At 38.6% G+C, this 25431-nt stretch carries 25 protein-coding genes and 1 pseudogene; 5 read left to right on the forward strand and 21 right to left on the reverse strand.

All coding sequences use genetic code 11. The annotated features are described in order from the left end of the window. Positions 1-90: 90 nt before the first annotated feature. Positions 91-801 (reverse strand): NYN domain-containing protein, encoded by a 711-nt coding sequence (locus ACQFX9_RS22105; RefSeq protein ID WP_103136197.1) that lies wholly within the window; start codon positions 799-801, stop codon positions 91-93. Between the two features lie 1164 nt (positions 802-1965). Further along, positions 1966-2145 carry a DUF4278 domain-containing protein gene (locus ACQFX9_RS22110; protein ID WP_427158518.1) on the reverse strand — a complete coding sequence of 60 codons (180 nt, stop codon included), beginning with the start codon at positions 2143-2145 and terminating at the stop codon, positions 1966-1968. 484 nt (positions 2146-2629) lie between these two features. On the opposite strand from ACQFX9_RS22110, the gene ACQFX9_RS22115 reads away from it, so the two are divergent. Next, a complete protein-coding gene (locus ACQFX9_RS22115; RefSeq protein WP_427158520.1) occupies positions 2630-3265 on the forward strand; it encodes a Uma2 family endonuclease in 636 nt (211 codons plus the stop codon). A 305-nt stretch (positions 3266-3570) separates the two neighbouring features. Here the strand turns inward: ACQFX9_RS22115 and ACQFX9_RS22120 are convergent. The 13 genes and pseudogenes from ACQFX9_RS22120 to ACQFX9_RS22180 all read right to left on the reverse strand — a co-directional run bounded on the left by ACQFX9_RS22120 (position 3571) and on the right by ACQFX9_RS22180 (position 14771). After that, positions 3571-3999: pseudogene (locus ACQFX9_RS22120) on the reverse strand (type II toxin-antitoxin system VapC family toxin). Continuing rightward, positions 3996-4244, reverse strand: coding sequence for a FitA-like ribbon-helix-helix domain-containing protein (locus tag ACQFX9_RS22125; RefSeq protein ID WP_427158522.1), 249 nt, complete (start codon positions 4242-4244; stop codon positions 3996-3998). Before ACQFX9_RS22125 ends, ACQFX9_RS22120 begins: the two are co-directional and overlap by 4 nt. Positions 4245-4426: 182 nt before the next feature. Continuing rightward, positions 4427-4849 carry a type II toxin-antitoxin system VapC family toxin gene (locus ACQFX9_RS22130; RefSeq protein ID WP_427158523.1) on the reverse strand — a complete coding sequence of 141 codons (423 nt, stop codon included), beginning with the start codon at positions 4847-4849 and terminating at the stop codon, positions 4427-4429. Further along, positions 4846-5124 (reverse strand): hypothetical protein, encoded by a 279-nt coding sequence (locus tag ACQFX9_RS22135; RefSeq protein ID WP_427158524.1) that lies wholly within the window; start codon positions 5122-5124, stop codon positions 4846-4848. The genes ACQFX9_RS22130 and ACQFX9_RS22135 overlap by 4 nt, the downstream gene beginning before the upstream one ends. Positions 5125-5259: 135 nt before the next feature. Next, on the reverse strand, positions 5260-6492 hold the full coding sequence (csx2, locus tag ACQFX9_RS22140; protein ID WP_427158525.1) for a TIGR02221 family CRISPR-associated protein: 1233 nt from the start codon (positions 6490-6492) through the stop codon (positions 5260-5262). Positions 6493-6494: 2 nt separating this feature from the next. Continuing rightward, positions 6495-7259, reverse strand: a complete 765-nt coding sequence (gene cas6, locus ACQFX9_RS22145) for a CRISPR system precrRNA processing endoribonuclease RAMP protein Cas6 (protein ID WP_427158527.1) — start codon at positions 7257-7259, stop codon at positions 6495-6497. Continuing rightward, positions 7259-8551, reverse strand: a complete 1293-nt coding sequence (gene csm5 / locus ACQFX9_RS22150) for a type III-A CRISPR-associated RAMP protein Csm5 (protein ID WP_427158529.1) — start codon at positions 8549-8551, stop codon at positions 7259-7261. Before csm5 ends, cas6 begins: the two co-directional genes overlap by 1 nt. 4 nt (positions 8552-8555) lie before the next feature. After that, positions 8556-9623 (reverse strand): type III-A CRISPR-associated RAMP protein Csm4, encoded by a 1068-nt coding sequence (gene csm4, locus ACQFX9_RS22155; RefSeq protein WP_427158531.1) that lies wholly within the window; start codon positions 9621-9623, stop codon positions 8556-8558. After that, complete coding sequence (csm3, locus tag ACQFX9_RS22160) at positions 9620-10681, reverse strand: type III-A CRISPR-associated RAMP protein Csm3 (RefSeq protein ID WP_427158533.1); 1062 nt, start codon at positions 10679-10681, stop codon at positions 9620-9622. The genes csm4 and csm3 overlap by 4 nt, the downstream gene beginning before the upstream one ends. After that, the gene (gene csm2, locus ACQFX9_RS22165) at positions 10678-11136 is read right to left on the reverse strand and encodes a type III-A CRISPR-associated protein Csm2 (RefSeq protein ID WP_427158535.1); all 459 of its coding nucleotides are present in this window, start codon (positions 11134-11136) and stop codon (positions 10678-10680) included. The genes csm3 and csm2 overlap by 4 nt, the downstream gene beginning before the upstream one ends. Further along, positions 11133-13451: a type III-A CRISPR-associated protein Cas10/Csm1 gene (cas10, locus tag ACQFX9_RS22170; protein ID WP_427158537.1), complete on the reverse strand. Its 2319-nt coding sequence runs from the start codon at positions 13449-13451 to the stop codon at positions 11133-11135. The genes csm2 and cas10 overlap by 4 nt, the downstream gene beginning before the upstream one ends. A gap of 24 nt (positions 13452-13475) precedes the next feature. Continuing rightward, a complete protein-coding gene (locus tag ACQFX9_RS22175; protein ID WP_427158538.1) occupies positions 13476-14402 on the reverse strand; it encodes a CRISPR-associated protein Csx3 in 927 nt (308 codons plus the stop codon). A gap of 63 nt (positions 14403-14465) precedes the next feature. Further along, entirely contained in the window at positions 14466-14771 is a 306-nt protein-coding gene (locus tag ACQFX9_RS22180; RefSeq protein WP_427158540.1) for a CRISPR-associated protein Csx3, read from the reverse strand. Positions 14772-15064: 293 nt separating this feature from the next. Between ACQFX9_RS22180 and ACQFX9_RS22185 the strand changes: the two genes are divergently transcribed. The 3 genes from ACQFX9_RS22185 to ACQFX9_RS22195 all read left to right on the forward strand — a co-directional run bounded on the left by ACQFX9_RS22185 (position 15065) and on the right by ACQFX9_RS22195 (position 17662). Next, positions 15065-16393, forward strand: coding sequence for a TIGR03985 family CRISPR-associated protein (locus ACQFX9_RS22185; RefSeq protein WP_427158542.1), 1329 nt, complete (start codon positions 15065-15067; stop codon positions 16391-16393). Between the two features lie 62 nt (positions 16394-16455). Next, entirely contained in the window at positions 16456-17247 is a 792-nt protein-coding gene (budA, locus tag ACQFX9_RS22190) for an acetolactate decarboxylase (RefSeq protein ID WP_427158544.1), read from the forward strand. Positions 17248-17338: 91 nt separating this feature from the next. Then, on the forward strand, positions 17339-17662 hold the full coding sequence (locus tag ACQFX9_RS22195) for a hypothetical protein (RefSeq protein WP_236142342.1): 324 nt from the start codon (positions 17339-17341) through the stop codon (positions 17660-17662). Between the two features lie 519 nt (positions 17663-18181). On the opposite strand, the gene ACQFX9_RS22200 is transcribed toward ACQFX9_RS22195, so the two are convergent. From ACQFX9_RS22200 to ACQFX9_RS22215, 4 genes are all read right to left on the reverse strand, one after another. Next, a complete protein-coding gene (locus tag ACQFX9_RS22200) occupies positions 18182-18697 on the reverse strand; it encodes a universal stress protein (RefSeq protein WP_427158546.1) in 516 nt (171 codons plus the stop codon). A 229-nt stretch (positions 18698-18926) separates the two neighbouring features. Continuing rightward, complete coding sequence (locus tag ACQFX9_RS22205) at positions 18927-19817, reverse strand: ABC transporter permease (RefSeq protein WP_427158548.1); 891 nt, start codon at positions 19815-19817, stop codon at positions 18927-18929. A 185-nt stretch (positions 19818-20002) separates the two neighbouring features. Next, on the reverse strand, positions 20003-21085 hold the full coding sequence (locus ACQFX9_RS22210; protein WP_427158550.1) for a polyamine ABC transporter substrate-binding protein: 1083 nt from the start codon (positions 21083-21085) through the stop codon (positions 20003-20005). 3 nt (positions 21086-21088) lie between these two features. After that, positions 21089-22222 (reverse strand): ABC transporter ATP-binding protein, encoded by a 1134-nt coding sequence (locus ACQFX9_RS22215; protein ID WP_427158552.1) that lies wholly within the window; start codon positions 22220-22222, stop codon positions 21089-21091. Between the two features lie 332 nt (positions 22223-22554). Here ACQFX9_RS22215 and mrdA point away from each other — a divergent pair, with 332 nt between their 5' ends. After that, positions 22555-24372 (forward strand): penicillin-binding protein 2, encoded by a 1818-nt coding sequence (gene mrdA, locus ACQFX9_RS22220; RefSeq protein WP_427158553.1) that lies wholly within the window; start codon positions 22555-22557, stop codon positions 24370-24372. A 70-nt stretch (positions 24373-24442) separates the two neighbouring features. Here the strand turns inward: mrdA and ACQFX9_RS22225 are convergent, their stop codons facing one another. Both ACQFX9_RS22225 and ACQFX9_RS22230 read right to left on the reverse strand, forming a co-directional pair. Beyond that, on the reverse strand, positions 24443-25249 hold the full coding sequence (locus ACQFX9_RS22225) for a M15 family metallopeptidase (RefSeq protein ID WP_427158555.1): 807 nt from the start codon (positions 25247-25249) through the stop codon (positions 24443-24445). Further along, a complete protein-coding gene (locus ACQFX9_RS22230) occupies positions 25242-25400 on the reverse strand; it encodes a hypothetical protein (RefSeq protein ID WP_427158557.1) in 159 nt (52 codons plus the stop codon). The genes ACQFX9_RS22225 and ACQFX9_RS22230 overlap by 8 nt, the downstream gene beginning before the upstream one ends. Positions 25401-25431: the final 31 nt, after the last annotated feature.

A 25431-nucleotide genomic window follows, 5' to 3' on the forward strand; every position in this document is an offset into this window, starting at 1 on the left:
GGGATCTGGACATCGTAAATTCTCACAGAGTCTTTAGGATGAATAGATATTGAACAGTCGAAAGTTAACTGTTAACAATATGTGATGGTTTTACAAACTGGAATGAGACATGGTGCGATAGCTGTACCCCAAATGGGAATCCTTTTGAATATGGTGTTTAATGCTATCGAGGTCTACAAAATAATCAGCCACATCGATTAAACAGTCGTTAGTCATAGTTCGCAAACTAACTACTTCTACCCGCACACCTGTACTAGTAACAGCATTCACAGCATAAGCTAAATCGCCATCTCCACTCACTAAAACGGCAGTATCGTAGTAGGGAGCTAGGGTAATCATATCGACGGCGATTTCTACGTTTAAATTAGGTTTTTTAGTGTTATCTGTCACCTGAATTTCCTTGGTGACTACACGATAACCATTACGCCGCATCCAAAATAAAAAACCCTGTTGTTTATCGTTGTTGCGAGGACGATTAGTAGTTGGTCTAGAAATGTCAATTCCGGTGTAAAAAAATGCCCGCAATAACCGCGAACCGGCAGTTAAACGACAGAGTAATTTGAGATAGTCGATTTCAATACCAAGTTGTAAAGCTGCATTAAATAGATTAATTCCATCAATAAAAATCGCAACTCGACCACGGTTAGAATCATTGGTAGCAGCAAAATCAGTTCTAGGTTCTCGCTGTCTAGACGATTCGGTTTTATTACCATTTTTTATCTGCACTTTCCCTGATAAATTCGGCTCTTCGGACAGGGGTTTATATGTATTTATTGCTTTGGTAAAACTAGTGTTAGTCATTGATTCCTCTGGATGTTAAATCTCGCAAGGCTTTGGGATAATTGACAAGAGATTGTCTGCACTGGGTAACTAGCCAGGCAAAAAAAATATATGCAGTTGCTTGACACAAATACACTCAAAACTTTGTGCAATGTTGAGATTCCAAAGTTAGATGAGCAAGAGTGTTTAGCTCTTGTTCAAGCAATATTTACGAGATATCCCCCCAGCCAATATGCTGCTACTTCCTACCACCACAGCACATCAACTTGCTACAGGAGCAATTGGGCGAAAGCAACTTACATTCATGGTTTTGCTAAGAAACCATTTGCATCTTCATTCTTATTGTAACCCCGTCTTTAAAATTTCTTACATTAAGGCAATATTTATATATTGATATGCTGATTTGCTGCAAAAATTATTATTAGTTAACATTTACCACCAAAAGTGTTGATTTTATATTTGCTTAATGTTGTTATGGTAATTTAATATTCTTATGGATAGGTAATTATGTAGTCATTTTAGATCATTAGTATTAGATGCAGGTTGGTTTGAGCAAAGCGAAACCCAACATGGATATCGGTTTTAGGTTTCCTTGCGTCTACCCAATCACAATTCTATTACCTTTTATCTATGTCCCTTCCTGAGCAAATGATTGCAGGGATCAAAGCGAATCACTATAGTACCTTTGATTACGGAAAAATGTAACCTGTACTATCTCCAAAGATAGAGGGAATGTATTTTACATAACAGATAAATTAGTAACTAGACTAGTCCACAATTAAATGTCTTTGATCATTGCCTCCTCAAGTGTCTACGTTGGAGGTAATTTTTTTGTGAAGAGAGAATTTGAGTTGGAGAGAAAAAATACCCTTGGTAGTTAGCCAAGGGATTCTGCAAGTCGGTATTGTCGCACAAAGACATTCGCGAGTATCACAATACCAACCTCAAAAGTATGATATGTGCCAAAATGCCAAAACTAAAGATCCTTTCTTTTGCCTAGTCTTTGCTTCAGTAGTGCTGAGTTCTGAGTACAACCCCTCACTTCGCTATGGGTTTGCAAGTGGCAAGCCGCAGGCATCTAAACTTTGTAAGAGAGGGGCTGTGATCTATGTGCTGTGGTAGTGCGGCGTTTAGCCGATGCAATGAATCTTACTTTTTACTCAGCACTCTTTTAGTCAAGCTTGACTAGATGATGTAGATGACACCGCGATACTTCAGTTGACGGGGAGAGTAAGTTTGAGGTTTTGCTACAGGAGTGGGAATATTTATTTTCACACCACGATAGATACCTGTGCTGTAGCTTGCAGTTGCTTTAACATCTGTAGGGTTCACTTCATACCTAACAGCGCGATAAGTTAGTTGCATGGCTAGTTAATATTTACTGAGAGTTTGAAGAGTAAAAATTAGTGATATCTAAAAGCCAAGTATTTCCACTACTTAACTTTTAATACACAGTAATTGCTCCCTGGAAAATTGGGTGTTGCATCTAGTCAGGATGAATTTAGATCAGCAAAAAAGGAATGTAGGGGAAGTCAGGAGAAAATTTCATCAGGCTGTGCATCATATCTAAATTCAGCAACACGATTTTTCTATATAAATAGAAAAATATAATTTAATTATAGCTACAAATACTCAGACTTGATACTTAAAAAAATATAGCGATCGCCTCTTGAACACCATCAATTGAGTTCCGCACACAAAATATCGTCTTCAGAAGTGCAACATTGCGTTATTAAACTCAACATTCTTTTAGAAACTCAACTATTTGACGTTAACTGTCCAAATACGGATTAAAAACTGAAAAAATTGGGTTACAAAAGATATAGATTAATGGCATAGGGGCGAAAGTATGAGTGAAGCTCAAACCCATTTACCGGTAAATACATGGATTCCGGTTTCTTGGCAAGAATACTTACAAACACTAGCAGAATTACTTAATGTTGAGGAGAAACATTACTACTACAAAGGACATATGAGGCTAGAAATGCCACCATTTTTTTCTGATCATGCTCAAGACTACATGACTATTATATTTGGTATTAGTTTATTTACTACACTCAAAGGAATTCCAGCTACGGGTTTAGACCATACTACCTTTCGCAAACCTAAATTAGAAGATTGTCAGCCAGATGTAGCTTATTACTTTCAAAAACACGTTCAATCTGTTCCTAGTGGGACAAAAATCGTCAACTTAAATCGCTATCCTGCACCAGATTTGGTGATTGAAATTGCTAAATCTTCGCTGTTAGATGACTTAGGGACAAAACGCTCTCTTTATGAAGATTTAGGTGTGCCTGAATACTGGGTAGTAGATGTGCAGAATACCCAAATTATCCCTTATGTTATGGGAGATAAGGGTAGTAAACGTGTTCATGAATCAAAGGTTTTACCTGGATTGGCAATGGGTATTTTAGAACAAGCTTTACGTCGGAGTCGGGAAACAAGCCAATCTGCAATAGGTGCGGATTTATTTAGCTATCTTTAATTCAGTGTTTGATTGGTTTGAAGAATTTGTTAGGGTTGACTCATTTGCAAGAATTAGTTAACAATATTTGTTTGCTGATAGGTAGTAAGGCTGATGCAGATGCGTTACAGGTATATAATTATGCAAAAGGTAGTAAATGAGCCAGACAATTAGAAGGTGTAGTTGAGAAAATAGGGTAGAGATTTGCGCGTTAATCTCCAAAAATCAAGACTTAAGTAGCTTGGATATGTTGAGAATTTGGGGTGTGGGAGGGGGTGCGATCGCTTAACTTCTCTGCTAATATCATCATCAATAAAAGTCATGAATTACGAGAATTTATTCTCCCAAGGATTAATAATAAAAATTTCACAGCCTAGAAAATCAGTAACATTACGAGTTGCTATGGCTGCATTATGGGAATAACAAATAGCAGTAATTTGAGCATCAGCTTGAGACATAGGAGTACCACTGAGCCGTCTTTGGGCTGAAATATTAGCAAAAGCTATTGCAGCAGATTCATCAAATGGTAAGATACGCTCTAAAAAGTCTTCTGTAAACATTAAAGTTGCAGCTTGGTAGAGTTCATATTTACGCTTTCCTTCTGGTAAGACAGTTATGCCATAAAGAATTTCAGCCTATGTAATTGTTGTAGTAAACAAACTTGTCACAGGCTGTTGTGCTGCCCAATTACGAACTACTATAGACCCTTGGGGTTTCATGAGTTCTGACAATACGTTAGTATCAAGAATAATCATGATTCAAAATTAGGTATGGGGCGTATAGCTTCGCGTTGGATTTCTGGTATTTCAAATTCTCCCAAATGAGCAAAGCGTTTTTCTAGCATCGTAACAATATTAATAGGAGGTTGTTGATTTTCTGTTAAAGCAATACGCAAAATTTCTTTGATTTCTGCTTCTACAGAACGACCATTTTTTTCTGCTTGTTGTTGCAGAATATTTTTGATGTTTTCATCTAGGTTAGAAATAGTGATACTGTCCATAATGAGTTGATGAATTTGTGATATTAAAAAATATTATATCAAGTGCATAAGTTCTAAATTGATAGTCTGGGATTGTATGTCAATTGGCAAAAGCATAGGCGCAACCCTCCGCAGGCATCGCTCTTGAGGTTGAGAATTTGGGGTTGTGGGGAGTGCGATCGCTGAATTTGTTAGTAACTACCTTAATTAATGAACCAATTTTCTATGTATATACCATTAAAATCCTGAAAATCTGCCACATTATTAGTTACTAAAATTAAGCTATTTGTGACTGCAATACTGTCAATTTGACCATCAATAAAACCAGGAGTTTTACCAATTTTTGATAATCTAGTTCTTTCTTGAGCGTGATATTGTGCAGATTTTATATCATAATTAAATAAAGGTATTTGTGCTAGAACTACACTATTTATATAATCTTCTATATCTTGACGTTTTGTAGAAATAGGCAGACGTAAACAGCCATATAGCATCTCATGGATAACTAGGGTAGCTGTGGATATTTCTTGACTATACAGCCTTAGCTTGGCCATAACTGCTTCACTCGGCTGAGGTCGTTTAGCCTCTGATAAAATGTTAGTATCTAGTAAATATTTTAGATTCATAAATTGATTTCTCTGCCCGGTGATTTGTCCCGTAAATTCTCAAATGTATCATCGTCAATACTCTCTAAATCAACTCTTTGTCTAAAGTTTTGTAAAGCTGACCAAAAGTCATTAATTTCTTTATCTTCTCTGATGTCTTCTTGTTGAGAAGATATATGTAATGGGTTTTGAAGCGATAATTTATATTTAAGAAATTGGATAAAATCTAAAACCTCTTGTTGTTTATCTGTTGGTAGTTCTCGCAAGGTTTCTAAAACTGTTTGTTCGATGTTCATAGCTTTACCTCTGCTATATGATATGCAGTTTTATTCTAACGTGATTGGTTGGATGGGAATTTAAGGGTGTGGGGAGTGAGATCGCTCTTGAGATTGGGAATTTGGGGGTGTGGAAAGTGCGATCGCTGTTTTAAATTATCGGTTACTTGCAGAACAAGATTCTAGTTCCTCAAGTTCCCAGGTTTTTGCAAGATCATAAAGAAGCGGTTTAATTTTTTCATTGGCTGTCTTCACAATTTTACTAACAGACATTGCTCCCTCCTGATGTCCTGCATGATCTAATCCATTTCGCACAGGTTGGAGAGCATTCCATAATTGAATCAAGCCATCTTTCTCAGTCCATGTATCATATATAATTCGTCCGTACTCATTCAATTCTTCAACTTCAAGAGCGTTACGGCTAACCATCTCAACACCAGATATAGCTCTGGCAATTAGTTTTTCACGCGTATTAAGCTTCAAAGTAAATGATAAACCGAGGCGGTAGGTTACTGCATTTATTAGCCATTCACGAGCTAAACTCATTGCCTCAATTAAACGATTGTTATTTTGATACCAAATAATTAAACGAAACTGCGCCTCTAATGCTTTTTTAGTATCTTTTTGGAAGTCACCTATAAAATTACCAAAGGTGTCAGTAATACGTTGTCGAAGCATTTCAAATGGTGGTGCTGTCAACTTTAATTGTTCCTGAGCTTTTAATAAGTCAGATTCCAGACTTTGAGCTTTACTTGCTAACTGTAATGGTTGGCACAGTAGTGTAGCAAGAGAAACATCAGAAAGAGTTGTTGCTGCTTTCTTTGTTATATTACTAGCTTTGCCATCTGGATTAAGTAATTTAGCAAGTCGCTGTGCATCACCAGTTTGAGTAAATTGATCAGTTGCTGTAATCCAATCAAGTATCCCTACAAATTCCGATAAGTTAACTACTGGTGCTATACCATTATTAGAAATTCCTAGTTCCCAAGCTCCATAGTAAATCGCCTCAATTGTAACGTTTTTAGCTGTTTTGAGATATGCAGCAAACAAAAATACCAAAAATGGTAAAGAACGTAGCCCGTGAGTAATATCAAAGATTACATGATCATTTTCATTAACTTTCTCAGTAATAAATGAGAATGTTTCCCACATTTCTTCAGTTGTTTCACCATTTGGTATTTCAACTGCTTGTATACGTGAGTCTTCTAATTTTTCTAAAATGGGAAAAGTCTTTTTTTTGGCTTCGCTAGTGACACAGACTAGCATAGAATCATATTGACAAAATTGGTGCAAAGCCTCTGCAAATACATCTCCCTTATAATTTTCACCTTCAAAACTATATGTAGTTGTCTTTGCTTGAAGTCCTAAGAAAGTGATGATTTGTCTCATATTTATTTTCCGTTATCTATAATTGTCTGTCCCATACCCAAGCGGGTTTTCATTCCCGTACCAGCAAACCACGCATATTGCACCAATAAATGAGCGACATTCGCTAGTAAGGGATCAGCACGGTTGAAAACTTGTAAAGTCACATCACCAACAAAACCATTGATAAAACCCTTATGTAATTGCCAACTTCGCGTTTGAATTTTGTGGCTTTTAATCATGACTGCATTACTCAGATAAGCTATTAATTCATCACCTCCTAAATAAACTGGTGCAAAATGATTCCAACGTTCTAACCAACTACGAAACATTAAAGTTGGTACAGGTACAGGTAAATTTGTTGCACTTTGAGCAAAAGCTGTGGGTGTGATAAATTGCAAGTTAAAGCGTCTAGATGGTTCTGGCTCATTTCCGACTAGAGTTGTGTATAGTTCTTCGTAGCTGGTAATTTCATCCTCACGGTTGATGATGTTAAATTTAGCTCCGAATAATTCTAAGGAATCAGCAAAATTAAAGTGAGAAATTGTCTTAGATGCTATATCTTGTAATCCACAAAGTGATAATTTATAAAATTCCTCTGGATGAAAATTTAAAAATTCTTTTGTCCTAGAATATGAACCAATAAGTCCAGAATAAGAAACAGCAGGTTTATCTCCTCCCATTTCTAAGCCTAGTTGTTGATGTATTTGCTTTGTTAATTCCAAGTTATAGGAACGAGGTAAAACTGTTGATTCAGTTACACTGAGTGTCCATGTAGAACGAATTAGCATTATTTTGATAAACTCTTAAATTTAACCCATCCAGGTACAAACTTAATTTCACCATTGGGATTCATTACTGTTCTTCGAGATTTTGGTGCTTCAAATCCAGGTGCTTTTAAACCACAAGTATCGCGGATTTTTTCACGCATTTCATCTGCAAACAACAAATCTACGGTTGTTCCTGTCATTCCACTACCCCAACCTAATCTGAGGCTATAGGGGCATTTTTCTGATTCATAAAATTCTCGAATGTAATTAAAATCTAAGTTTTTGCCTGATGCCTTGGGATTGTTTTTGATATCTTGCCAATAATCATGTTCATAATCCCATTGTTCTTGGGTAAACTCTTGGCATATTTGCACTAATTCATCCAGGTTGTTAAATGGTAGTCTCATTCCTTTTTGATGTTTAAACCAAGAAAGCATTTCTGTATCTAATGTCAGGGTAAATTCTGTTTGGACATTACGCACCATTTCAGCATATATAGATGCTTTATACTTGGCTAAGTAATCAGGAAATCGGCTAGAAATAACTACTTCTGCTACTACAGGAATATTTAGTGGTATTTGTTTACCTGTTTTTGTGGTGATTTTATCTTCTATTAATGGCTGAGAATCTGTGACTTTAATAGCTCTTAAAAAGTCAGCATTTGGGCCTTTAGCGAAAAAGTTTCTATCTTGATATGTGAGTTGAAATTCTGAGAATAAGCTGTTCATAAATAGCTCATCATCTAAGAACTTCTGCTGATATGGGTTGAGTTGTCCTAATTTTTGTCTCAAAGTTTCTTCAATTGCGCTTAACTGTTTAGACGCAGGGACTTTATATTGATCAGCGTGTTTGAGTAAATGATAGGCTATGGCTGTTCTAATTGCGCCTTTAATTGAAGAACCAGGGATGAATAATTGTCCCATACCATTGCGAATCATGGGACGTAAAAAATCTGTAATTCTATCTGATGTTAGCTTTTGGCTGATAGCTTCTTTGGGAAAAATTGGGTTATCATTTGTATCTTTAGCATTCCACCACTCATTACCAAATGCTTGTTTTAAAAGACTGGTGATGTCTCGACGTTCTTCAATTGCTTGAATGTAGTCATTAAAAAAGCTGCCACCCTGTGATAATAAACCCTTGGCTAATGCTTCCTGATTGGGAAGATAGACTTTTTTACTTGTCTGTACATATTCAAATGGATTCAATCGAGATACAGATGAACCTATATGCAGAATAGGACTGGTTAACTGTATTCTTTTTGATTGATAAAAGTCAGGTTTTTGGAGATGCGAAGGAAGCGAAGCCACCATACTTTTATTTTTCCTTGGCTTTAATTGGCAGACTTAAACTAATACCGCTACGGTAAATTTTATGTTTTTTGAGTTTTTCAAATTCTTGAGGTGTCACATCTGCTAACATTCCTTGTGGTGATGATAGAAAAACAGAACCTTCAGCAAACATTCGTACCATTTTGCGCCTTAGTTGACTTTCGGCTATCCAACCACCCCGTTCTTGTATTTCGTAACTGGAATTTTCTAAGAAATCTGCTTTTATTTCAGAATCCCAAAATAAGCTTAAAATGCTGTGGTATTTACCATCTTGAAAGTCAACTATCTGCTTCCAAGTTTCAGGTAAATCTAACCAATTCACTTCAAATCTTCCCGCACCACTCGAACGTTCTCCGCCAATTCCTTCTTCTCCCAATAGTTCTAACGCAGCGTGTAATTTATCTGCTAATTTTTCACCTTCTGGAGATAATTGCAGAAGAAAGTATAAACCTGCTTTGTCTTTTTCCCAAGCAAATTGCACAAAGCCAGTATGATAAAGGTTGGTTGCTCTGGTGACTCTATCAACGGCAATCTTGGGAACTTTATCAATTTTAAAGGCTTTTTTATAATCAAAAGTTCCTAATGTTTTTAAGTCTCCCTGAGATTTATCTTTGGTTTCATCAATTAATTCCTGAGTATCACTTTCTTTAAACCCCTCCCCTTGATACCACCTCTGCCACACTTCTAGCGGTAAGTAGTTGAGTTTTTTGTAGGTTTTAAAAAACGCTAAATCATCATCAGGGTAGTTAGTAGGAAATTTCAGAGGACGCGGAAGATAGTAGATTTTGCGATCGCCTCCGTCTACTTCCCTGTAAACAAATGTCGAACTGATACGGAACGGGGGTGCTAGTTCCAGTTTGTCTTTAGTGGGGAATTGCTGTAACAACTCCTCAACTGCTTCTTTACCGAACAACCGTGCATAAATACTTACCCAAGCACTAAACAAAGCATCGGAACGGACGCGATCGCTTGTTTCTTCCATCCCAATTCCCACTTCACCAAAGTGCGCCGGACTTCGGCCAAAGTTGAGTTTTACTAATTTCCACACACTCATGATTCGTTTCCTGGCAATAATCGCTGAATGTAGTTGCGTAAGTTTCCGAAGTTCTCTAAAAGTTCTTGAGTGTTAGCGATGGGTTGAAATGGTTGAATCTCAGATGTCCCTTGAGTATTTGTCATTTGGCGGTATTGTGCCAAGCTGCGATAGGAAAAATTGAAGTGTTGAAATCTAACTTTCCCATAACCTCTTGAACCATGTCCGCCGAGTGCGTCATCTTCAAGGATGGCAAGAGCTATGGCAATATTTTGTAAGTCTTCTATAGCTTGGCTGGCATCTTCTACGGTGTAAACTAATTCAAACAGAAATTCTGCGCCTGCTGGTATACGTTCTACCTGTCTGGGGTTAGCGGCGGCTGTTACTCGGTCGATACCGTTTTCAAATTTCCACTCGGTCATGTATAAGCTGGTATCAACTCGCTCTAATAAGCCAATTGAACCTTCTTCTAAATGACAATCTCTTACAATTAAACGAGCAGGTGCGTTGCGTCCTTTAACTTTTACATACTCCTCTTTAATTTCTTCAGCTTTAACTTCTTCTGCTGGATTAGCAAATCTAGCGAATTTATGAGAGTTATCACGAGATTTAATGACCATTTTTGGTGCAACATTAGACACTCGCTCTAATCTTTCTTGAGCAGCTATCTCTGCTTTAATCCAACAATTACTTCCAGTTGATCCAAAAATTCTAGATAGCTGGCAATTTCTAGATCCTTCAAACTTAATTAGTATTGGTGAATCATTTGTGTTTATTTCGGTATAGCCATCAACTAGATCATCACTTTCATAGCGATAAGTACCACTACCACCTTGACGGTTCAAAGGTTTTTTCCAAAAACGCTCTAAAATTGACCGCATTTTTCCTTTGATAGATGAGCCTGGAAGATAAGGATGTCTTGTTAAAGGATTACGAATAACAGGTTTATCTAGTCCACCTATATCTAACCTTTCGCCACCACCTCCGATATGAATACCTGTTTCTAACTTAATAATGCTGTTAACTCTTACTTTGCCTAATAAATCTCTCTGTTCAAAATTATGTGTTGATAACGTCATTGGTCTTGTCCTCCTGCTGCTTTGTGATAAGCGATAATTGCTTCAACTAATTGAACAAATCTGTCAAAATCTTCCGTAGTTTTTACTTGTTTAATTGCTGCTTCTAAAACTTGCTTAAAGGGAGCAACTGGCCCAGGGTCTCTATTATTCTTTTGCTGTCTAGCCGCAGCATAAGCTAGTTTAGGCAGTAGAAAAACTAAGTCGGTTTGAATTGTATTAAAATCTTTCTGTTTATCTTTAGCTAAGTTGGATTTAAGACGGGTAACAGCGTCTAAAAACTTTCTTATTTGGTTAGTTTTTAATCTTGGTGCTAGTTCTTTTCCCAGTTTTTCTGTATCGTTTACCAACTCACGAATATCATACGATTTTAACCCTGGCTTTAGTAAATTAATTTTATCAACCATTTTTGTGGTGATATCATCACCTGAGTTTGATTGTCTAGTCTGTTGTGTCATATTCTTTCTGATTTACGGTTTAAGAGTTCAATCCAAGTTGCGATCGCCCGAAAATAAGGCGCATTATATGGACTTTTTAAAGAAGTCCTAAAGTCATTATCATCTAGTACATTCTTGGGTAATCTCGCTAAAGTATAAGCAATCTTTGGCAAATGCAAATAATAGCGAGTGCTTAAAGCCTCCTCTGATTTGTTATCTTCTTCAAACTTTCTCAATGCTTGCTCTTGTATCTGTGCGGTGATTAACAGATTACGTACAAAGTTACGAGCATAATTAACCCCGATATTTTGCTGTTCTAGTTTTTGAACAAAAGGTAGAATACCTAACAGTGATGGTTTCTTTGTTTCAGGATTATTATAATTTTTATTCACATCATCAAAATTAGTAACTTTGGCATTTCCTAACCATTCATCCCATTTAAAAACTTGTCCAAATAAACCTAAACTATCTCTACCTTTATTTTTGGCTGCTTTCTCAGCATCACCTGAAGATTCAGCAGATTGATAAAGAGGGAACTTGGCATCATCAATACTAATTCCACCTGACAACGTAATATCTGGATTTTTGCCAGTATAAGCACGAAAGCACTGATAAACATCAAATGCAAAATCTACTACTTCATTCCATGCCCCACTAATGAATAAATCATCACCACCAGCATATATAAATAGTATATTATATTTCTCATTTTTATCTGACAATTGTGTAATTTCTTGGGGAATATTTGCATTTCTTTGCTCTGCTAAACTATTCAAATACACCTTAAAAAAGTAGCTCATTTCCCGTGAAAGTCCAGCCAACTTTGGTAAATTTTGATTTTTACCGAAACCTTTAGCAAATATTTGTCCGAGTCTGTCTACATCCATTCTTAAATAGCCGACTCTATTAATACCTTGGGCTTTTGCTGCCATTTCTTCAGCACGCAGAAAGCTTTGTGCTTCTTCTTGATTATTTTCGTCTGTTTTATTTTCCTTGCCATAGTTACCTAATAACAAGGTAAAAACATTTTTAAAATGCTTGAATTGATAATGATCTAAATTCCAATCATTAACTAATAGAACTGTATCAGACTCTGGTACTATTGGTTTCCAATTTTTAAAGTAGTAATAATAAATATTGACGGCAGGAAAGTCATCAATAGCAGGCAGTTTAAATGACAGTGGAGAAAATTGACTATTTACGCTATCACGAGTTGAGCGTACAATTGCTTTCACTCCAAATAAATTACTTCCTAAATCAAACATACTGCAACAAATTCCACAAGCTAAGACGGAATCTGGCTCATGTTTGTTAAGAGGTTGTAATTTTTCTGATTCTACATCATCACGGTGACAAACCTTGCATGGTTCATGACTATCTTCTGGCGCAATAAACTTATTAATTTGTTCGGCAAATTTCTGAGATTTATGTAGAGCTAGATTTTTGGTTGCATTTGTCCAATGATTAGCAAATTCATCACTAGCAATTTCTGTAACTGGAAAATTTAAATAATCCAAAGCAAGAAATACTTTACCTTGAAATTCATCTAACAGCCATTTATTGAATTGTTCTCTTACTTTTTGAACGACTTTTTTAGTATCTTCAGTTCCCGATGCCAAAATATATAAGTTACCACCACCAGCATAAATGACATTAGTTCGCGGAATCTCTAATCTTGATAGTAATTGCTGTACTACTTCTTCTGTGACCAATTCTAAATAAAAACTCCTAGCTCTGAGGGATTTTAAAGCACCATCAGAAGAAATAGTATAAATAAATCTTTGAATCCCTGATAAATCACCAGCAATTAAGCTAATTTCTTCGGCGGGATTGTTAAGTAAAGCTGTTGCGATCGCTGCTGTTGTTCTGGCTATGTCTACCAAAGCTATCTCTGATTTCCCAAAGCTGAGACATGAACCAAATTTTTCTAATATCAGCATCAATAAAGACAGGTTTCCCCAGTTATCTTGAAGAATATCTCTCAGTGCTTGCTTAATTTCTAATTTGAAGGCTTGTTGTTGTTCTGAACTAGGTTCAGAATCTAAAGGATAAGGAATATCTGGATATTCTTGATGGTCATTGTCAATTGCTTTGAGTGGGTGATAATTTTGTTGTATTTTGTTTTTCTTTGGTTCATCAGATAAGTCTACGCTGTCAAAAACTAAACGCAAAGTTCCAACGTTTGTATCAGGTTTCCAGCCTAATATTTCCTTTGCTCTAGTCACTTCTGGATATTCATTATCTAGATCAGGATGAGTAAAACCAGACCATTTAGCTAAAGCTGCGATCGCCTGCTGAATTACCTGTAATGCAACGTCTTGAGAACTAGTCACCATACACACTTGATCTCCCTGAAACTTTCAAACTGAATCACTACTCAAACCCACCAACAACCGCGCTAAAGCCTGGATAATTGGACGCTGAGACACATCCTCACCTCGTTGTAATCTATGAACTGTACCGCATAAAATCGGTAATTCCGACTTAATAACGTCATTATTCCCAAAATAATCGCTAAAAACGATCGCAATAACTTCTAACTTCAACTCGTCACAAAACTTCGCCCAAGGCTCAATCTCCGCCTCATCTTTGACTAAAATCACCGCATGAGTAGCCTCTTTCATAATCAAGCGGTTCGCGTCGGAGATTCTTCCCCCAATATCAAAGACGAAAATGGGAGTATTCACACCTCGAACTTCCTGCGCTTTAAGTTTGGCGAACTCTGGACTAAATCCGGCTTTGTATCGTGCTTTCAACTCGGCGGCTAAATCAGGATCACGTCTGGCGGTTTCGCTGTACCATGAACCATCGCCATCGGGACAGCCGGAAATAAAGTATGATTCTGGTGCGTCGGGAATCTGCAATAGTGCTTGTTTTAATCCTTCCCGAAAGCAAGTTTTTCCAGTATTCGCAAAGCCACACAACACAACTTTGAGGTTAGTTTGCGCCTGCGACTCTCGCACCACATCCAAAATATCCCCGACTTGATATTGGGGATGTCTGCTAATGGTGACGACATATCTATCTATTCCTGGTGCGCCGATTTTGGGATCTAATAGAGCGATCGCCTGATACAATTTCCCTAACTTATCTGCTAAAACCTGACTAACTAATACTGAAACTCGGCCATTGATTTTGATGAGACTACCACCAGATAATTCTCCTGTAGCTATCATCTCATCTAACTTAGCTGCAACATCGCGAACAATGCGATCGCCTGTAGCTAGCGTACTACCAAATCCTACCTTGAGGACATCACCCTGTAACTTGATATAGTAGGTACTCATTATGTAATTAATGACAAAGCATTGATTCTGGCTTGTACCAAATAAACCTTTGATTACCGAACTTTAATCAATCAAATCACCCAATTTATACGCAGGATTATGGGTAATAGAAACCACATACTTTGCTAATTTGGGGTCATAAAAAGCCACCGCACCGTAAATATGAGCCAGTTTATGTGCTAACACAAACGCTACAGGTATAGATATCGGCCCGTTAATTTTCAGTAATTGACCCCCAGCCAATTCTCCTGATGTCGTCATTTCTTCTAATCTGGCGGCTGCATCGCGGACTATTTGGTCATTTTGAGCAGGTTCGCCAAAGCCAATGCGTAAAATTCCGTCTTTTAACTCGATTTTGTATGTAGTCATGTCGTTTTACTCCTGAATTGGGGACTGGGGATTGGGGACTGGGATTGGGAAGAACTAAGATTTTTCTCTTCCTTTTTACTATGTATCTTTTTTTCTTGGTTGTTTTTTCCTGTGATTGATACATCATACACCCTGCTGGAAGATGCCACTTCCAGAGTGTCGTATGCTGTAGGAGGTAGGGGAGCAGGGGCACAAGGGAGACAAGGGAGACAAGGAAGAAATATTTACCCCAATTCCCCATGCCCAGTCCCCAATCCCCAATCCCCAGTCCCCAATCCCCAATCCCCAAAACAGTGTCTGAACAAATTTTTACTGATGTCCCACAAGTTGAATTATTACAATGGCTCGCGCGGGGTTCGCTCAAGCAAAATTTACCGCGTGCATTGCGTTTGTGGGTGTGGTTACGCTCTTTGTACGGTGATTCTCAAGACCGTATTCTATTAGATGATGGTTTTTCTTTGGCTCAGTGGCGTGATACTTTTTTTACTCTTACCCATCCCAAGGGGGAAGCTGTGCCGCCACTGCATAACCGTAGCTGTCCCTGTGCTAAAACTACCGCAGAATGGTTGTTTAACCAGAAAACAGGACTGGAGCGATCACAGTGGTTAGAATCCGTACAAGCACATACACCAGTTCCTGATTTAGAGAAACTTTTAGAACAACGCTTGTTTGGGGTGACGCGTCGCAGTCTGCAAGCTGATTTAGATATTTTGGCTGAATTAGGGTGGTTGGAGAAGCACCAACAGAAATATTACCGTATCAAGTATTTCCCGGCGCGTCCCACGACTACTAAATTACACGCCCATGAATTAAATTTTCTCAATCAAGAGGACTTAGTGGCGATCGCACAAAATCTTTCGCAAGAAATCTGTGGTGTACGGCGGTTTTTCTTTAAGTTAGATTTTGTGGTGACGGCGACAGATGAAATAGAAAATTGGCAACATGAGTTACAAAGACTCTGGGCAAAAACACCAGTACCGCCTATTCAAATAACTTATAACAGTGCGAGATTAAAAAACATTTTTCTTTGTACAGTTTACCCAGTATGTATTTATTATGTCCAGCGTGCCGTTTATCTGTGCGCTTTTGGGGAAAGTCCTGATTTAAAGACGGATTGGTATAATTTCCGCCTCGATAGAATTGAAAATATCAACCCCATTGAATGGACACATCGCGACATTCCCAAAAATCTCATTCAACGCTACCACCAGCGTAATTTACCCACCCCAGATGAAATTGAAATGCAAATGTCTTTAGCTTGGGGGTTTGATTTTTATTTACAGTCTCGCTTGATGTTGCTACGCTTTGACCGAGATTATCACGATCGCTATATTCGCCGCACCTTTCGCCATGATACATTTAAAGCGATCGCCTATGCCCAAGTTAAAAATCTCATCAAAAAACATACACCCAATCCAGAACAACAAGAGCAATTATTAAAAATTCTGGCGCATCGTTCCCCTGATGATGCTTACTACCGTGTGCAGTATCGACATGGTGATCACAATGTTATTATGCGGTTGCGTGCATGGCGACCAAAAGTAGAAGTTTTCCTCCCTTGGGATATGCGACAAAATATTGCTAGAGATGTGGCTAGAGAATTTCTAATTTACAATTCGTAATTGAATTTATCATCAGTATTCTGTATATTTTCTGTGATTCTCACCACAAGTAAATTCATTACATGAAACTCAAACCTTATATTTGGATAGCTGGTTTAACTATCACTACTGTAGGTGTTGTTTTACCTGGAAACTCACAGCCAACAACCCCCGCCAATACTTTATTTCAAACATCTACAATTAGTGCTTTAGCCGCAGGTGTTTATGACGGAGATACTAACTTTCAAGAATTAAAAAAACATGGTGATTTTGGCTTGGGAACAGTCAACGCTTTAGATGGAGAGATGATTGGCTTAGATGGTAAATTTTATCAAATCAAATCTAATGGTGTTGCTTCTCTAGTCTCAGATCAGATGAAAAGTCCTTTTGCCGTGGTAACTTTTTTTAAACCCCAAACTACAATTCGGCTGCCAGGACAAATGACTTATCAGCAAATGCAGCAATCTCTAGACCAAAAAATCACCACAAAAAATTATCCTTACGCGCTGCGAATACAAGGGAATTTTCCTTATCTAAAAGTGCGGAGCGTACCCAAACAAAAACCACCTTATCCCCCTTTAGTAAATGCTGTCAAAGCCCAAACTATTTTTGAATTAAAAAACGTTAACGGAACTTTAGTTGGCTTCCGTCTCCCTGCTTATATGGCAGGAGTAAATGTTAGCGGATATCACTTTCATTTTATCACTAAAGATAAAAAAACTGGTGGTCATTTATTAGATGGTCAGTTGCAAAATCTGCAAGTAGAAATTAGTAAAATATCTAATGTTGCCATCAATTTACCTAAAAATCCTGGATTTGCCCAAGGTGATTTAGGAGATGGTAGAGCAGTTGAAATCAATCAGGTTGAACGTTAGTTTTTCTCTTTAATTAAAAATCAAATATTTTTCCTGATGGCTCAAAATTGAGGTGAATACTGACTTTACAGTGAATCTATATACTTAATTTATGGAAATGCCCCAGCGCGTATCAATTCGCTATAAGGATAAGCCTTACACTACTAGTGAGATACGTTTAAAAACTTTTCGTCTTGGCTTACAAATTTGGGATGAACAAACTAAACCCAGAAAAACAGAGTTGTATGAGTTCATTTTATCTTGCTTGAAGCAAATCGACCGCCAGGATCGGTTTATGATATCTCTGCTATTTGTTGAGTTAGCCGACTTAATTCGCGACACAGCTTTAGAACGGAACATGAAAGAGGATTTGATTAAAACAGCATTTCGAGAATTTGCTTGTGCTGTAGCAGATTTTGAAGATATTGCTAAATAGGGGACTGGGGACTGGGGACTGGGACGAGTTTTTTCTATAGTAATTAGTGAGCATTTTTAAAAAGTCCTGGATGATGTGTTAAATCAGTTTAGATCACCCTAAATCTCCATTAAAAAGGGGGACTTTGATTCTTGTTCCCCCCTTTTTAAGTCTACCGTGTACACACAAGTCTTATAACCTTGTCCCACATCGTTTATATCCCCCTAAATCCCTCTTAAAAAAGGTAGGGCTGTTTCATTCGCTCAGATTAGGATTTTGTCAAGAGTATCAGCCAGAAATTTTAGTGAGTCGGCAATCGAAAAATTACTGTTTCAAGGAGAAAATTTAAGTGCGTTAGCGAAGCTTTGCCGAAGGCATCGCCTAGTTCATCAGGAAATTAAGTTGTTGAACTACCTGATTTTTTTGATTGATACGCTTGTAAATTATGGACTTTTAGGGAATGAAATAGCCCTGGGGCTAGGGGATCGAATTATATGCAGCTTCATATTAAATTGGTATAAATTATTGTGACTGCAAAAATCAAATAGTTTTCTCAATCACTGTACCAGATTCAGACAATTTCCCTTGAATAACCATCACAGAACAAGGTGCATGATGAAGCACATAATTACTCACACTACCTAAGAAAAACTCACTTAATCCAGTACGACCGCGACGACCAAGTACAATTAAATCAGCAGGCCAACTGCGCGCTACTTCACAAATTATCCGCCCTGGATCACCCATATTTTGAGTAAATCCAGTTTTCACACCTGTATTGATAGCAGTATTGGTGAGCGATCGCAACCATTCTAATCTTTCTTGCTTGAGTTCTTCCCACTGTCGAATATATGTCTCTGTTGGTGCGGGTGGAACTGTGGGATAAATAGCATCAGGCTGCATAAATATCGGACTAATATAAGGCTCTTCTAAAGGAGATAAAATATGCAGCAACATCATTTCCGCATTAGTTGCTTTCGCTAAACATACAGCCTCATCAAAAACATTTTGACCGAATTCTGACTGATCTATGCCTACCAAAATTTTTTGATACATAGTAACAATTCTCCTATGTTACTCATGGGATTTCTGCATCTTAATGATGATTTTCCAGAAATGAAAATACTATGATTGAGTTCGTAGTAAGGACTTTAGTCCTAATTTGATAACTAAAGTTCTCTCTATAAACATCTAATTGTTGAGCCTCATCCCTCTCATATCATACCGATAAAAAATATCCCCCACTTCCTCAAAAAGTAGGGAATTGGATTTATTGGGACAAAATTTAATGCTTGGGTGTAGCTTCACCAAACTTAATCAAAAGAGCGATCGCAATACTCACAGCTAAAATTAAAGTCATACTCAAAGCTGAACCAAAACCCCAGTTTTGCGTAACTCCCAGAAACTGGTTGTAAACTAACCGCGCCGCCGTCATACTAGAAGCACCACCCAATAATTCTGGGTCAACAAAATCCCCTAAACCTGTAATAAATACCAGTAAAGAACCGGCTGCAATTCCTGGTAAGACTTGGGGAACAGTCACCTTCCAAAAAGCCTGTACAGGATTTGCACCCAAATCAGCTGCGGCTTCTAACAAACGCTTGTCTAATTTTTCTAAAGAAGCATATAAAATTAACACCATATAAGGTAACAAGCTGTAACTCATCCCAATTAATACAGCCGGTATTCTATTCAGTAATTGTAGAGTTGGTAAATCTAAACTAGCCAGTAAATTATTCAATAAACCACTGCGACGTAAAATAGTTACCCAAGCATAGGAACGCAACAGAGAAGAAGTCCACAAAGGTAAAACAAAACCTAATAGTAATAAATTACGCCATTTCTGAGGTGCAAGTTGAGCAATCCAATAAGCAACAGGAAAACCCAAAATTAAACAAATGATTGTCGTGCTAACTGCTAAACCCAGCGATCGCACAATTACTTGTAAGTATAAAGGATCAAAAATCCGAATATAGTTAGCAAAACCTTGAGGATTTACTAGATCACCTGGTCTAATATCTGGCACTAAACTTAATTGAAAAATAATTAATGCAGGTAACACCAGCAAAAGCAGTAACCAAATACCAGCCGGCGCAAGTAAAGTTAAAGGTTGTAACCAATCAAATCGGCGGCGATTTAATTCGATGTTATCCAGAGTACGAAGTTTAGTATGCACGGTTGGGGATTGGGGATTGGGGATTGGGGACTGGGGACAAGGGAGACATGGAAGACAAGGAAGACAAGGGAGGAGAAAAACTGTTGACTAATGACTAATGACTATTGACTAATGACTATTGACTATTGACTAATGACTATTGACTATTGACTAATGACTATTGACTATTGACCATTGACCATTGACTAACTACTCGTCAACTTTGTCCAATATCGATCATAGACTTCCTCAAATTGTCCCAAGGGACTGATACGTTCACACTTGGCTAATAAGTCATCTGGGGGGAAAAAGTTGGTGTTGTTTTTGATTTGTTCGGGTAACAGTTCAAATCCAGCGCGGTTTGGTGTAGCAATTTTCAATCTTTGACTGATAGTTGCTGCTATTTCTGGTTGTAAAATAAAGTTAATCCAAGCATAAGCACCATCTTGATTTGGTGCTGATTTCGGAATTACCATTGTGTCAGTCCATAGCGAAGAACCACTGCGCGGAATGACATATTTTAGCTTGGGGTTTTCTTTACTGACTCTAATAGCATCAGCAGAATAACACATGGCTAAAATTAAATCCCCTGCTAACATCTGATTTTGCCAAGCATCAGTGTCAAAAGCTGCGATCGCTGGTTTTAATTCTGTTAATTTTTGATACGCTTGTTTGATTTCATTATCATTTTGTGAGTTATAAGAGTAACCCAACATTTTTAATACTGCACCCATGACTTCCCGCACATCATTTAATAATGTCATGCGTTTATTGAGTATGGCTTTATTCTGCCAGAGATAATCCCAGTCTTCGGGGGCTTGTTTGAGAACCTCAGAGTTATATAATAATCCAGTTGTTCCCCAATTAAAGGGAATACTATAACGGTTTTTTGGGTCGTAAGTGGGGTTTTGAAATTGCGGAAATAAATGATCTAAACCAATCAGGCGATCGTGTTTTAATTCTACTAATAAATTTTTATCTACCATCTTTTGCACCATATAGTCTGATGGATAAATCAGACTATACGCACCACCACCACTAGCTTGCAGTTTTGCCAGCATTGATTCATTAGAATCATAAGGGTCTACTAATACTTTCATCCCAGTTTGGGTACTAAAAGTTTGTAATAAGTTCTGATCAGAATATTGTGTCCAAGTATATATATATAATTGGTCGGTACGACCAGAATTAGTATTAGCCCGCACATCTGCCAACCTCCAGCCGCAACCAGCTAAAGATAAACTAGAAAGTGCCGTTAATCCCTGAATAAAATTGCGTCTTTTAGTCATTGGTTATGAGTCAATAGCTAGACAATCATCTTCTGCCCACCAAGCGTAAATGGGGGTGTCACGGTCTGGTAAACTACCAAAGGTATTGGGTTGTAAAACGTTAATTTTAATGCCGTTAATTAATTCCACAACATAATTAACGTGAGTCCCTAAATACATAATGTTGACTAGCCTACCTTCAAAACAGTTATGGGCTAGAGTTGGTTGATATAAGGAAAGTTGAATTTTTTCTGGACGCACGCTCACAACTACAGTGTTTAATAAATCTGTGGGTGTGTCTTCAGTGCGATTCACGACAACTGTCAGTCCAGTTTTGGTGACGACTGTGACAGTTGAAGCTTCCACGGCGGTAATTTCACCACTAAATAAATTTGTGTCGCCAATAAAATCTGCTACGAAGGATGTTTTGGGACGTTCGTAAATATCGCTGGGTGTACCGATTTGCTCGATTTTACCTTGATTCATCACCGCGATGCGATCGCTCAATGATAACGCCTCTTCTTGGTCGTGCGTCACCATAATAAATGTTAAACCTAAGTCTTTGTGTAAATTCGATAACTCAAACTGCATTTCTTTCCGCAGTTTTAAGTCTAACGCCCCTAACGGTTCATCTAGTAGCACCACAGCCGGGCGATTGACTAAAGCCCTGGCTAATGCTACTCTCTGCTGTTGACCACCAGAAAGTTGATTGGGAAAGCGCGATCGCAAACTTTCCATTTTTACTAGTTTTAACGCTTCATTGACACGGCTTTCAATTTCAGCTTTACGCAACTTCTCTTTTTTCAGGCGTAAACCAAAAGCAATGTTATTCCACACATTTAAGTGATTAAACAACGCATAGCTTTGAAACACTGTATTCACGGGACGACGATAAGGCGGGACATCAGTCATTATTTGACCTTGAATCAATAACTTACCCGCATCCACCCGTTCAAACCCAGCAATCATACGCAGTGTAGTGGTTTTACCACAACCAGAAGGCCCTAAAATGCTAAAAAATTCCCCCTGTCTAATATCCAAATCGATTCCATGTACTGCCGGTTCTTGGTTGTAAAACTTGAACACACTACGTAGTTCAACGTCAAGGGGCTGAAAAGCCACGATTCCTTTCTGGTGCTGGGTCACAGTTTGAGCCATAGTTTTGAGTAGAATGCCGCAATTCTCAGTAATTTTGCTAATTAATGTAGTCTATTAAGCAGAAAAAACATCACACTTTGGTTTATTGTATCCGCCGAAAACCACTGTGCCAAAAAGAATGTTCCCAATTGTTACACACTCAATATTAAGTAGCCATTTTGGGGAACTCTAAATCAAGGATACCCATCCCTATTGCTGGAGTGAGTGTCATACAACAGTTATTTTCAGTTTTCACTCCCAACAATAAGCGTTAGCTTAACTCTTAGTTGGTAAACTGAGGAAATAACGATATTCCTCTTCCCAATCAATTAGTTCATCCATATACATTTCCTATGGCTACATTCCAACCAACTCCCCTGGGAGGTAAAAAAAATACGCGCACAGTTGGACGGAATTACCAATCTATAGTTTTGATTATCTTCACCCTATTAATGACGACCGGGATTGGTGTACGTTTAGCATACTTGCAAATTGTCGAAGGCGCATCCCACCGCAAACGAGCCGAATCTAATCGTATTCGGATGATACCCAAGCAGCCAGAAAGAGGTAATATTTTTGACCGTAATGGCAAGCTCCTTGCTAGTACACGCTATCCCCGTTCAATCTATTTGTGGCCAATGGCACACACGAAACCCTCATGGGCTGTAGTCGGGCCACGGCTGTCTAAAATTTTAGACATTCCCCAAGATGAAATTGAAAAGAAACTCCAAGACGCAGGCGCAAACTCATCTTCATTAATTCGGATTGCACGGGATCTCAATGAAGCCCAAATCACAGCTATTAAAGAGTATGAAAACGAACTGCAAAATGTGGAAATCCATACAGAAGCAGTGCGCTATTATCCCCACGGTCGAGAATTAGCCCATGTCTTGGGTTATACACGGGAATTAACGGCAGAACAACTCCAAGAAAAGAAAAAAGACGGCTACCGTCTAGGAGATGTCATTGGACAAATGGGCATCGAGAAAGCCTATGAATCTGTACTCAGAGGGGAATGGGGCGGTCAGCAGGTAGAAGTTGACGGAGCTGGGCGACCGTTACGGGTGTTAGGAGAAAAACAAGCTAAACCGGGTAATGATATCCGCCTGACCATAGATTTAGATATGCAATTGGCCGCCGAGAAAGCCTTGGGAACTCGTAATGGCTCAATTGTGGCACTTGATCCCAAAAATGGGGCAGTCTTAGCAATGGTGTCTCATCCCACCTTTGATCCCAATATTTTCTCTAAACAAAAACTGACCCAAAAAGACTGGGAATTTGTACAAGGGGAAGAACATCCTCTATTGAATCGCGCCCTACGTGCTTTTCCTCCCGCCAGTACCTTTAAGATTGTGACTACAACCGCAGGGTTAGAGTCAGGGAAATTTTCTCCCAGTACAGTGCTGCAAACCTATGGTTCTTTAACTGTTGGTGGAACCACATTTGGTGAGTGGAATCATGCAGGTTTTGGCCCCTTGGGTTTCGTGGGAGCAATGCAGTGGAGTAGTGATACTTTCTTTTATCAAATTGCGAAGGGAGTCGGCGGCCCCACCTTAATTAAATGGACTCGGAAATACGGTTTTGGTCAAAAAACAGGCTTTGAATTTGTTTCAGAAGAATCAAAAGGTTTAGTCCCTGATGAGGAATGGAAGCAGAAAACTTGGAAAATACCTTGGACTGTAGGCGACAGCATTAATATGTCAATTGGTCAAGGTGCTTTACTAAGCACACCCTTGCAAGTGGCTGTAATGTTTGCTGTCCCAGCGAATGGTGGTTATCGAGTCCAACCACATTTACTGAAAGATAATGAAGAAGCCAAAAGTTGGCGAGAAGATGTCCACATGAAGCCGTCAACCCTCAAAATTTTGCGTGAAGGACTGCGTAAGGTGATTTCTGATGGTACAGGAAAAGCTTTGAATAAAACCACTGTTCCCCCAGTCGCTGGAAAAAGTGGTACAGCCGAAGCATGGAAGCGGGGTGTCAAGCAAAATCATGCTTGGTTTGGTGCTTATGCTCCTGCTGACAAGCCGGAAATCTTAATTGTCGCCTTTGCTGAACATTCTGGCGGTGGTGGTGGTAGCGTTGCTGCTCCGATGATCTTAGAAATCATGGAAGACTATTTCCACCGCAAGTATCCAAGTAAGTATCAAAAGCCTGTGATTAGTCAATAGTCAATAGTCATTAGTCATTAGTCATTAGCCTAAAAAATTATCTGCGTCCATCCGCGTTTAATTCTGACGTTTATGGAGATGTTTTTGCTGGTTTGATGTTTCTGGCTTTATAGAATGTCTCTAAGCTATCGCGATCGCCTACAAAACGCCAGTGCCAAGGTTCATAACTCACCCCTTGGGGGTTGTTTTGCGGAAATGACATCTCAAAGCCATAACGGGCAGCATTAGCTTGCAACCATTGAAAGGCTCTGGTATTTTCAAAGGTAGCTAGCAGATTTGTGGCTGGTGCTGCTCCATCTCCAATATCAACAGCATAACCAGTGTGGTGTTCACTGTGACCTGGAGGCGCACTGAGTGCGGCTCTTTGTGCTGGGGTTTGATTGCGTTGCGCGCCAACGGTAAAAAATAACTGTTCTTGTTCTTTAACTGAACGAAAACCGGAAATCGGTACTAAAATCACACCGGAACTGCGCGCTGCTTGTACCATTGCTTGATATCTAGCCGCAGCGTTGCTTCTCATTCTAATTCTGCCATCGGCGGAGATGGGAACTAATTCTGATTCAGTTGCTTCTGGGTATGCTAAATGTCCCAATACGCTATCAACATTATTTGGGGAATTAGTCGCAGTGGGTGTAGGAAGAGAATTAGTTGGTGATGGTTGAGATTCTGCGGTTTTTTTCGGTGTGTTGAGTGCGAAGAAAAAACCGCTAACAATAGCCAGCAGAATAAATAGTGTTACTCCTCCTAGTAGTAACACCAAGGGTTGTAACTGTGACTTAGGCGCGACATCAGGAGTATCACGTAAAGCTGCTGGAATGTCGTCACTGGGTTCGCCTAATGAGTTTTTGGGTTTTCCAGAATATCCAGCTTTATTCAAAGGTCAACTCCTGTGGTGGGTTACGAAACATAATAGATTTTAAACTAGTTTGGGGATTGGGGATTGGGGACTGGGGACTTGTACTGAGCTTGTCGAAGTATTGGGGACTGGGTTTTGCTTCTCTTAATTTATCTTGGGACGTAAGTAACACAATACAGTTTCCCAGTTAAGTTTTAAACCAT

It is taken from the genome of Aliinostoc sp. HNIBRCY26 (genome assembly GCF_050235535.1).
GTDB lineage: Bacteria > Cyanobacteriota > Cyanobacteriia > Cyanobacteriales > Nostocaceae > Trichormus.